Annotated in this window: 8 protein-coding genes, 2 rRNA genes and 1 other annotated feature; of the genes, 3 read left to right on the top strand and 7 right to left on the bottom strand. The window is 45.5% G+C overall.

What is annotated here, in order from left to right; genetic code table 11:
- Nucleotides 1–4: 4 nt before the first annotated feature.
- From BM101_RS11200 to BM101_RS11210, 3 genes are all read right to left on the bottom strand, one after another.
- Complete coding sequence (locus tag BM101_RS11200) at nt 5–484, bottom strand: CopY/TcrY family copper transport repressor (protein WP_087029595.1); 480 nt, start codon at nt 482–484, stop codon at nt 5–7.
- A 153-nt stretch (nt 485–637) separates the two neighbouring features.
- Nucleotides 638–1273: an Ada metal-binding domain-containing protein gene (locus BM101_RS11205; protein ID WP_179193079.1), complete on the bottom strand. Its 636-nt coding sequence runs from the start codon at nt 1271–1273 to the stop codon at nt 638–640.
- 207 nt (nt 1274–1480) lie between these two features.
- The gene (locus BM101_RS11210; protein ID WP_281251088.1) at nt 1481–2155 is read right to left on the bottom strand and encodes a deoxynucleoside kinase; all 675 of its coding nucleotides are present in this window, start codon (nt 2153–2155) and stop codon (nt 1481–1483) included.
- A gap of 263 nt (nt 2156–2418) precedes the next feature.
- Here BM101_RS11210 and BM101_RS11215 point away from each other — a divergent pair, with 263 nt between their 5' ends.
- Nucleotides 2419–3387 (top strand): aromatic acid exporter family protein, encoded by a 969-nt coding sequence (locus BM101_RS11215; RefSeq protein WP_087029587.1) that lies wholly within the window; start codon nt 2419–2421, stop codon nt 3385–3387.
- 70 nt (nt 3388–3457) lie between these two features.
- Nucleotides 3458–3725, top strand: a binding site (T-box leader).
- Nucleotides 3726–3798: 73 nt separating this feature from the next.
- On the top strand, nt 3799–4905 hold the full coding sequence (locus tag BM101_RS11220) for a 5-methyltetrahydropteroyltriglutamate--homocysteine S-methyltransferase (RefSeq protein ID WP_087029584.1): 1107 nt from the start codon (nt 3799–3801) through the stop codon (nt 4903–4905).
- Nucleotides 4906–5002: 97 nt separating this feature from the next.
- Here BM101_RS11220 and BM101_RS11225 read toward each other — a convergent pair whose 3' ends face one another.
- Both BM101_RS11225 and mgtA read right to left on the bottom strand, forming a co-directional pair.
- Entirely contained in the window at nt 5003–6370 is a 1368-nt protein-coding gene (locus tag BM101_RS11225) for an Nramp family divalent metal transporter (protein WP_177194492.1), read from the bottom strand.
- Between the two features lie 192 nt (nt 6371–6562).
- A complete protein-coding gene (gene mgtA / locus BM101_RS11230) occupies nt 6563–9199 on the bottom strand; it encodes a magnesium-translocating P-type ATPase (RefSeq protein ID WP_087029581.1) in 2637 nt (878 codons plus the stop codon).
- 232 nt (nt 9200–9431) lie between these two features.
- Between mgtA and BM101_RS11235 the strand changes: the two genes are divergently transcribed.
- On the top strand, nt 9432–9839 hold the full coding sequence (locus BM101_RS11235) for a PTS sugar transporter subunit IIB (RefSeq protein ID WP_087029579.1): 408 nt from the start codon (nt 9432–9434) through the stop codon (nt 9837–9839).
- A 91-nt stretch (nt 9840–9930) separates the two neighbouring features.
- Here BM101_RS11235 and rrf read toward each other — a convergent pair.
- Together rrf and BM101_RS11245 are read right to left on the bottom strand one after the other, a co-directional pair.
- Nucleotides 9931–10046, bottom strand: a 5S ribosomal RNA gene (rrf, locus tag BM101_RS11240).
- Between the two features lie 93 nt (nt 10047–10139).
- A 23S ribosomal RNA gene (locus BM101_RS11245) occupies nt 10140–10264 on the bottom strand; the annotation flags it as partial.

Consider the following 10264-nt stretch of genomic DNA (forward strand, 5'->3'; position numbering starts at 1 on the left):
TCCCTCACTCCTCTACACGATAATGCTTCTTATGATGTTGCTGATGTTTATGTTTGCAGTTGCATTGCCCTGGAGTGCAATTGCACTTCACTTCATCGACTGCTGTCACTTTTTTCTTAGCCAAGGCTTCCTCCAGCAACTTGACATCAGCATGGCTCAACAACGCTTGGTCGATCAGCTCGGCAATCGTGCTGCCGACTTTCCGGCTGCAGACATGTGCCAACATATTCTCCGTCACGTCGCGGACGCTTTCTTCTTCGCTGACTTTCGCCGTGTAAAGAAACTTGTTCCCTTGCGGTTCCGTCTTCAGCAACCCTTTATCGACCAACCGGCCGATCAGTGTCTTGATGGTCGCTTGCTTCCAGTTCATCTTATCTTCCAATACGGAAATGATCTCTCTGCTGGTGACTTGTTTATTAGACCAAACGACGCGCATGACTTCCCACTCGGCATCGGTTATCTTATTTTGGGCTTGCGCTGTCATGTTCCATCCCCCTCTGACAAAAAGAAAGTATTTCTTTGATGGTTTAAGTTTACATCTGTAAACGAAACTTGTCAACAAGTAAGTACAAAAAAAGACAAGACCGGAAATCAACTCCAGTCTTGTCTTTCTTGATGAATGCGGCGGCCGCGCCATTCAACGGTGTCCTTCCCGAGAACGGGCGGGAACAGCCGCTGCTAGCTGACGAGCCATCTCCCGCCTTTTCTTCCGCATGATTTTCCGGTAGGTAGATGGTGGAATGCCTTCCTTTTTTTTGAATTGGAGCGAAAATGCGGCCGCATTCGGAAAACCGATCAGCAGGCTGATTTCTTTGATGAAACAGGCTGACTCCACCAATAGTTTCCGCGCCTGATCCAACCTGACGCGCTCCAGGTAATCCATGACGGAGACGCCATTCGCATGGATGAATACTTGCTGCAGGTCAGAAGGATTGCCATGACACTCCGCCGCAATACGGCTGACGGAGAGCGCTTCGCCGTAATGTTCATGGATGTAGGCTTCGACTTGCCCCGCCCATTCGACATCCGTCACTTCTTTCCCTTCCGGACGGCACATCCGGCAGGGGCGGAACCCCGCTTCCACTGCAGCTTCCGCCGTATCAAAGATGCAGATATGATTAAATTTTGGAACCTTGGAAGGACAAGATGGTTTGCAAAAAAAGCGAGTATTCGTATCCGCATAATAGAATACCCCATCGAACGCCTCATCCTTTTCATAAATCGCACACCACTGCTCCACGTTCACCAATTGCCCCTGTATATCCTCTTCCATCCACGGTTCCCTTCCTGCATCCATCACAACAGTTCATTTTTTCACACTCTCCATTATAGTACAGCGCCACCGTTTTGGCTTGCACTTCTTCAGAAAAAATAAAGGCCGTTAAAAGGAACAACGAGGCACCCGCTGTATTCGCAGTGGGTGCCTCGTTTTCATTCAGTGATTTGATGCGGATGGAACACTTTGTTGTGAAAAAAGCTGTTATGCCAACGTTTTTTCTCCGGCCGTCAGGATCGCTTCTTCCCCGCGCACGTCCACTAACGCCTCTTGGATGATGTTCATGACTCTCATCTCATCCTCAGGGTTATTGACGATATCGTATTCATCGATGCTGATCCTGATTTTTGCGCTTTGATCGTAATCCAGGAACCATTGCTCATAGTTGTTGAAAAGCAGTTCGTAATACGCCAATAAATCCGGATCATCCTCAATTTGCTCGAATTCCCGTCCGCGTCTGCGGATATGTTCCAAAATGGTTTCAAAAGAACCATCCAAGTAGATCAGCAAATCCGGAGCCTTTTTCGGCATCCCTTCCAATTCTTCCATCATGTTTTCCAAAAGGTCATTATAGATTTCCATCTCTTCTGCGGAAATGTTCCCCTGCAGATGGTTCACTTGCGTAAACAGAGCATCTTCATAGATGGAACGGTCCAAAACGTTATTATCGTCCGTCAAGGCTGCCTTGATGCTGCGGAAGCGCGTATTCAAAAAATATACTTGCAAGCTGAATGCCCATTTTTTAGGGTCAGCATAAAATTTATCCAGAATGGGATTGTAGTCGACGCTTTCGAAGAAAGCCTCCGTCCCCAAGTTTTTTGAAATCATTTCTGTATAGGTGGATTTCCCTGCTCCTATCATCCCAGCCATAACTAGCACGCTCAATCATATCCCCTTCCTTTGGTGTCTTTCGATTATTTTTCTAACGGACGGTTCTCCTCTAGCGGAGCCCGCTGATTCTTCCTCTTTCCGTCCTAAAACGGAACAACATCTAGTATCATATCACGGATCATATGCGATATGTAGTATTTTTTACCTAAAATAATCGTTCAACATTTTAACCGGAACTTCATTTTCCTTGCGAATCAACTCTGGTAAAATAGAGGCACTTGTACTATTCTAGAGGAAAGGAAGTGAAATCCATGACCATCAGCCAACGAACCATCAAAATCGCTTTAGCCACCGTCATTTCCATCTTGATTGCCCAATTTTTCCAGCTGGAGTACACGGTCTCCGCCGGGATCATCGCCATCCTAAGCGTTTTGGATACAAAAAAATCATCCGTGACGACGGCTATCCAACGGGTCATTTCAACCATATTGGCCTTGACGATAGCGACCATCCTCTTTCAACTGTTCGGCTTCAATACCTATATTTTCGGTATTTATCTGTTTTTTTATGTGCCCTTGGCCTACCGTTTCAATGTGCAATCGGGCATTGCCCCTTGCTCCGTCCTGGTAACCCATCTGTTGTTGGAAAAAAGCACCTCTTTGACCTGGGTACTCAATGAATTTTCACTGATGCTGATAGGCGCCGGGATTGCCATCCTGTTCAATCTTTACATGCCTTCAAAAGCCACCCAAATCATCTCCTTGCGGGAACAGGTGGAAGCAAAAATGAGAGAAGTCCTGTTGAGCTTCGATCGTTCCCTGCAGGATGGCCGAGGAAAAAACCAATTCCAACTATTGGATGAGTTGGATGACCTGTTGGAAAAAGCCAGACAAGTCGTCTATGTTGAATTCGACAACCAATTGCTTGCCCAATCAACCTATGATATCCGCTACTTTGACATGCGGAAAGAACAGTCCACCATCCTACGGTATATGGCCATCAATCTGAATCTATGCCGATTGCCCACAAGGGAGAACAAAATCCTGGCCGGGATGTTTTACCTTACGGCGGATCAGTTGCATGAACAAAATACCGGCATCTATCTGATGGATGACATCAACGCCCTCCTGCAGTTTTTCCGTGAAAGCGAGCTGCCGGTGACCCGGGCTGAATTCGAAAATCGTGCCATCCTCTTCCAGCTATTGAACGATTTCACCCGTTTCATCCAGACAAAGAAAGATTTCTACGAAGCGCATGCAGATGTGCTGAATGCTCGCTGACCCGCTAAATGAAAATTTGATTAGCGTTTCGTTTGACTTATTCTTACCGGATTGTTATTATACATCTACAAACATCACAGTGAAAAGAAAAGTACGGATAAAGGAACTGCACAGAGAACCTCGGTAGCTGAAAAGAGGACAGGAAGCGTATCCGGAAAATGGTCTTAGAGTGAATAAGTTGCGAACGTTATAAAAACCTCAGCAGCTTACGGGAACACCCGTTATCGTGTCACAGTATAACAAAACAGCCGTTTCGTTTTGCGTACTGGTCGAGGGGAAATTTGAGAGGATTTCCTGAAACAAGGTGGTATCACGATGAGCAATCATTCGTCCTTGCACAATTCATTGTGCAGGGACGTTTTTTTTTACTGATTTACGTTTGAAAAAAACATCAGGAAGAAGGAACCAATCATGACGACAGCAGAAAAAACAACAACGTTACCATTCAGAGCCGACCACGTAGGAAGCTTTTTACGCACCGAGCCTTTGAAGGATGCCCGCACCAAATTTGCAGCCGGAGAACTCGATGCAGCAGCATTGAACCAAGTCGAGACGGAAGAAATAACGAAACTGGTCCAAGCACAAAAAGAAAATGGTCTGAAAGGCTTCACGGACGGAGAATTCCGCCGTTCTTGGTGGCATATCGATTTCATCGAAAATCTGAATGGGTTTGAAGGCTACGAACCGGAAGTCGGCTATGATTTCGGCGGTGTCGAAGTCCGCAAATACGGTTTCCGCAATGTCGGCAAAATTTCCTTCAATCCGAACCACCCCTTCCTTGCAGCCTTCAAGTCACTGCATGACATCGTCGGCGACCAAGGCGTGGCGAAATTCACGATCCCAAGCCCAAACGAAGTATTTTACCCTGGCTACCGCAACGAAGAAATCTATCCTTCCGTGGAAGCCTACCAGGCCGATATCCAAAAGGCGTATATCGATGCCGTCCAAGCCTTCTACGATTTAGGCTGCCGCTACTTGCAATTGGATGACGTCCACTGGGGATTCCTGTGCAACTTCGCTTCTGACACGGAAGAATATGCCGCCGAAAAACGCATTGCTGCCGAAAATGTCCAAGCGATCATCGAAGCCAAGCCAAAAGATTTGGTCTTGACGACCCATGTCTGCCGCGGAAACTATAAATCACACCATTCCTTGGAAGGCGCCTACGACCCGATTGCCGAAGAATTATTCGGACAAACGGACTTCGACGGCTACTTCCTGGAGTACGATACAGACCGTTCCGGCGGCTTTGAACCGTTGCAATACTTCAAAGGGAAAGGCCGCATCGTTTTAGGCTTGGTCACTTCCAAAACAGCCGAGTTGGAAGATAAAGATGAAATCAAGGCACGCATCAAAGAAGCAAGCAAATATGTGCCATTGGAGCAGCTGAGCTTAAGCACGCAATGCGGCTTTGCCTCCACCGAAGAAGGAAATCTTTTGACGGAAGAAGAACAATGGGCGAAAGTGCGCCTCGTCGTTGAAATCGCGAAAGAGGTCTGGCCCGAAGAAAACAACTAAAGGGTGCATGTAAGAACCGAAAAAAACAGGGAAAGCGACCTATGCCGCTTTCCCTGTTTTTTTTTTTTTATTGTCCCTGACGGCTTTCGTCACACTATCACAGATTGGAAAGGATGTTGACCACCAAAAAGATGTTCAGGAGGATAATGACCAGCGTGGCTGTCCAAGCCAATACTTTTTGTGTCCTCGAATTTACAAAAACCCCCATTTTTTTCTTGTCGCCCGTGATTTTCAATAGGGGGATAAGCGCAAATGGCAGCTGAAGACTTAGAATTACTTGACTCCAGATCAATAATTTTTCGGTTCCCGCTTCGCCTGCCAACAAGGTGACTATGAAAACGGGGATGATGGCCAATACACGGGTGATCATGCGACGGACCCAAGGCTTCATCTTCAAATGAATGAATCCTTCCATGATGATCTGACCGCTCAATGTGCCGGTAATGGTAGCATTTTGCCCCGAACAAAGCAATGCTACTGCGAAAAGACTGCTTGCGGCGGCCGCACCTAATGTGGGGCTGAGCAACTTATATGCATCTTCAAGCGCGCCTACATTTTGATTCATTCCGTGAAAGGCAGCGGCGCCCACAATCAGAATCAGCGAGTTGATGATGAATGCACCACTTAAAGAGAGGAAGGAATCGATTTTTGCGAATTTGACCGCTTCCCGCTTCCCTTCTTCGGTCCTTTCATAGTCTCTGGTCTGAATGATCGAAGAATGCAGATACAGATTGTGTGGCATAACCGTCGCACCTAAAATCCCCAATCCCAAGAACAGCATGCCGTGATTCGTCATGATTTGTGTAGTCGGTAGATACCCTGCCAACAAAGGGCCCCAGCTTGGGGAAGCCATCACCATTTCATAGAAGAAAATCCCAAAAATGGAGAACATCAGCACTCCGACGATCGATTCAATCCAACGGAACCCTTTTTTCTGCAGCAAAAGGAGCAGGAAGACATCCGCCGTAGTGATCACAACCCCAACGATCAAAGGAATGTGGAACAAAAGATTCAAAGCCAATGCGGAACCGATGACTTCGGCTATATCCGTTGCCATAATGGCAAGCTCAGTCAGTATCCAGAGAGAAAAAGCAACTGGTTTTGAAACCGTGGCGCGAGTCGCTTGGGCCAGGTCCATATTCGTCGCTATCCCCAATCTTGCGGATATCTCTTGGAACATCATCGCCAATAAGCTGGACAAAAGGACAACGGACAACAAGATGTATCCATAACGGGAACCGGCTGCTATCGAAGTAGCCCAATTGCCGGGATCAACATAGCCAACAGCCACCAGTGAGCCGGGGCCCATAAAAGCCAATAATTTTTTTAGAAAAGATGCATTTTTAGGTATGCTTATGGAACTGTTTACTTCTTCAAGACTGACATTATGCGCCTTGCTAATGAATCCGTTGGAAATATTCTCATGGATTGTTTCTAATTTGTTTATATTTGTATTAGTTTCCATTGTTCCCACCTTCTTTCTTTACGCTCTCTATTTTACACTCTTTTCGCCATAATGCAACATTTTTTTAGGTTCACCTAACTTTTTTTATCGATTTGCCAAAACGAATTGTTATATAGCATCTGCAAAACAAGAGGCTGGGCCAGAAATCATCACTAAATGATTTCTGGCCCAGCCTCTTATACGATTATAAAACTATAACCATTCTTTATATTTTCGGATATAGACTTTTTTGACCAGTTCTATGCTGATCGCATACATAAGTAGAATACCGAGCAAGAACAGAAAATATTCTTTCGGCATCGCCACAAAATGAAACGCTGCGATGGAATGCAATAAAACAGGAACCAGAATCGCTGCCACGATGGCAATACCTGTCGTAAGCAACAGCCGGCTGTCGGCCCTGCTTTGGATAAATGCTATCTTAGAAGTGCGGATAAAATGCACAATCAATGTCTGGGAAATCAGCCCCTCCATGAACCAGCCGGTCTGGAAGAAAGCCTCTTTGGCCGCCCCATTATATCCCAACAGGTACCACAAGCAGTAGAACGTCACCACATCAAAGACGGATGATGTTATCCCCATCGTATTCATGAAATGCCCCAAGCCTTTCGTGTCCCATTTCTTTGGTTTCTCAATGAATTCTGGATCCACATTGTCCCATGGAATCGCGATTTGCGAGATGTCATAGATCAAATTTTGGATCAGAATCTGGATCGGAATCATCGGTAAAAACGGCAAAAAGATGCTGGCGACCAAAACAGAAAAACTGTTCCCGAAGTTCGAAGACAAAGCCATTTTCATGTATTTCATGATGTTCCCATAAATACGGCGGCCTTCATAGATGCCATCTTTCAAGACCGACAAACTCTTTTCCAGAAGGATAATATCGGATGCTTCTTTCGCGACATCCGTTGCGGAATCGACGGATATCCCGACATCGGCTACCCGCAGACTTGGCGCATCATTGACGCCGTCCCCCATGTATCCCACAACATGCCCGTTTTTCCGAAACGCAAGGACAACCCTCTGCTTTTGGAGCGGAGCCAATCTGGCAAAAATGGCATATTCTTCGATTTCTTTAGCCAATTCTTCATCGCTCATTTGTTCTACGGTTGTGCCAAGCATGACGGCTGTCGATTTCATTCCCACCTGTGCACAGATATGTTGCGCAACAATCGGCGCGTCCCCCGTCAATACTTTGACGTCGACCCCGGCGGCATATAAGCCTTCGATGGCATCCTTCACATCCGGTTTCGGCGGATCAAAGAATCCCACAAAACCGACAAAGGTCATTTCTGATTCATCCTTGACGGAAAACGCATCTATACCGATGTATTCAGTTTTTTCGGCCAAAGCGACGACATGCATCCCCTGCTCATTCAAGCGATCTGAGATAGCCATCACTTTTTCTTTGGCTTCATCCGACAACGGAACAATCTTCCCATCCATATCCATTGTGGTTGCCACCTTTAAGATTTCTTCGATGGCTCCCTTTGTGATGATCCGGTGATTTTTCTCCGTATTGTGCTGCACCACAATGCTGACCCGTTTCCGGTCATAGTCAAAGGGTATTTCGTCCACGCATGTATATTCTTTGACGTCATCACTGATGTGATGCGTCTCCCCAAAGCTTAAAATGGCCCGATCAATCAGATTTTTTGAACCAGTTGTAAAATAGCTGTTCAAATAGGCATATTCCAATACTTCCTTATCCTCATTGCCCGATGCATTGAGATAGACTTGCAGTGAGATGTTATCGACCGTCAAGGTCCCGGTCTTGTCGGTGCAGAGTATATCGATGGCCCCTAAATTTTGGATCGCACTCATATTTTTTACAATCGTTTTCTTTTGCGCCAAAAATTTTGCACCTTTGGCAAGCGTTCCATTGACGATCATCGGCAACATTCCCGGCGTCATCCCTACCGCAACGGATATCGAAAACATGAAAGCATTCAGCCAATCCTTTTTTACAATGCCGTTGATGAAGAAAACCAATAAAACAATGGCAGCTATGTACTTCAACAGCGTACTCGTCACCCTGTCGATTCCTACATCAAAATTGGTTTTCGTCTTCACTTCTTCAGCGATATGGGAGATGTGCCCCAAATACGTATTTTTGCCGACCAAAACAACCATCCCAAGGCCTGAACCGCTGATTACGCTTGATCCCATCAAAGCGATGTTGTCCAATTCCACACTGTTTTTTGATTCATCCGGTTCCAGACTTCTTTTCTCGACTGGAACTGCTTCACCGGTAAAAACAGATTGCGCCAAGAATAGATTGGTTGCAGCGATGATCCTTAGATCCGCTGGAATAAAGGAACCGACATTCAATTCGACTACGTCCCCTAGGGTGATGTCCTCGATGTTCACTTTGACAGGTTTTTCATCCCTGCGCACCATGACTGATATATGCATCATGGCCTTCAATTTTTGACTGGTTTGATAGGATGAATAGTCTTGAAAAAACCGGATGGAAGCGCTGATGATGGCCAACAGCAAAATGATTCCCGCTCCCAATGCATCTTGCAGGAAAAAAGAGACCACCGCCAAAACCAGCAAAACGATGATGAATTCATCAATGAATGACTTAGCCAAGAAACGGTACCAAGGGATATCGGCTTCATCCGTTGTAAGGTTCCTCCCATATTTTGTAAGCCTGGCCCCCGCTTCGACTGTGGCCAGCCCCTTTTCACCAGACTGTAATTCTTGGTATAAATCAGATAGCTCGGCAGCGGAAAAATGTTTGTATTTCCCCTCTAGATCCTCATTCCGATAGGCTTCCTGAAGATTTGCTTTTTCACGAATCAGATGCTTAATGTCAGCCATTTCCATCCCTCTTCTCCAAATTTGAACGATTACACTGTTTTTCTTCATTATATTCTTTCATCCCCAATAGGCAAGTTTGGGGCACTGAAAGGCAGAAACCAGATGGCCGTCAGCCCGCAAGCAGCACCGAATTCAGCGTACGTCTAATGATGAGAATATCGGCACCAAAAAACATGTTAAGCGTTTCCATCAAGTGCTATACTGAATCTATTAAAAAAATGGAGGAATGGTAATGATTCATATTCTGTTATGTTGCGGTGGTGGATTCTCATCCAGCGCATTAGCAACCAAAGTAAAAAAAGACATTCAACAGTACCATTTACACGACGAATTTGAAATTGAATTTTCGCCTTTTATGATTGCTAAAGAAAAAATGGGGAATTTTGATATTGTTGTATGCTGCCCACATTTAACCTATGATGTCAAACAGATGGTCAAAAACTCAAATCCTGACAAACCCATTTATATTCTTCCGCCACGCATGTATGGATTGATTGATATTCGTGAACTTTCAACAGATGTTCTGGATGTACTCGAAATGTACAAACATACACCAATAAATCCTGTCCATTTCCCAGGTGAAGAAAATATTATGCGCGTGACAAGATCCGTAGCCTACCGCAGGAGTAATGCTTCTTGAACCTCTCATGACTAAAGTCACGAGTTTCTTGGGAAGATGGCATAAAAGTAAAAAAAGACTGCCGACATTAATGTCAACAGTCTTTTCGTTTGCGCGGCAACGTCCTAGTCTCACAAAGGGAAACCCTTCACTACAATCGGCGCTAAGAAGCTTAACTTCTGTGTTCGAGATGGGAACAGGTGTGACCTTCTTGCCATCGTCACCGCACATTTTTAATTGGGAGAACGTTGTTCTCTCAAAACTGAATCTACAAAATAGAGGGGAACCAAACCCGCTGAAGTTTTTCTTTGTTTTTAAAAATTGGTTAAGTCCTCGACCGATTAGTATTGGTCCGCTCCATACATCGCTGTACTTCCACTCCCAACCTATCTACCTGATCATCTCTCAGGGGTCTTACTCACTTGAAGTGATGGGAAATCTCATCT

The sequence above is a fragment of the Trichococcus palustris genome (assembly GCF_900114465.1).
Taxonomy (GTDB): domain Bacteria; phylum Bacillota; class Bacilli; order Lactobacillales; family Aerococcaceae; genus Trichococcus; species Trichococcus palustris.

Bases quoted from the DNA above. Each gene is read 5' to 3' on its own strand.
- BM101_RS11220 (WP_087029584.1), top strand. From the start codon at position 3,799: ATGACGACAGCAGAAAAAACAACAACGTTACCATTCAGAGCCGACCAC.
- BM101_RS11200 (WP_087029595.1), bottom strand. From the start codon at position 484: ATGACAGCGCAAGCCCAAAATAAGATAACCGATGCCGAGTGGGAAGTC.
- mgtA (WP_087029581.1), bottom strand. From the start codon at position 9,199: ATGGCTGACATTAAGCATCTGATTCGTGAAAAAGCAAATCTTCAGGAA.
- BM101_RS11205 (WP_179193079.1), bottom strand. From the start codon at position 1,273: ATGGAAGAGGATATACAGGGGCAATTGGTGAACGTGGAGCAGTGGTGT.
- BM101_RS11235 (WP_087029579.1), top strand. From the start codon at position 9,432: ATGATTCATATTCTGTTATGTTGCGGTGGTGGATTCTCATCCAGCGCA.
- BM101_RS11215 (WP_087029587.1), top strand. From the start codon at position 2,419: ATGACCATCAGCCAACGAACCATCAAAATCGCTTTAGCCACCGTCATT.
- BM101_RS11225 (WP_177194492.1), bottom strand. From the start codon at position 6,370: ATGGAAACTAATACAAATATAAACAAATTAGAAACAATCCATGAGAAT.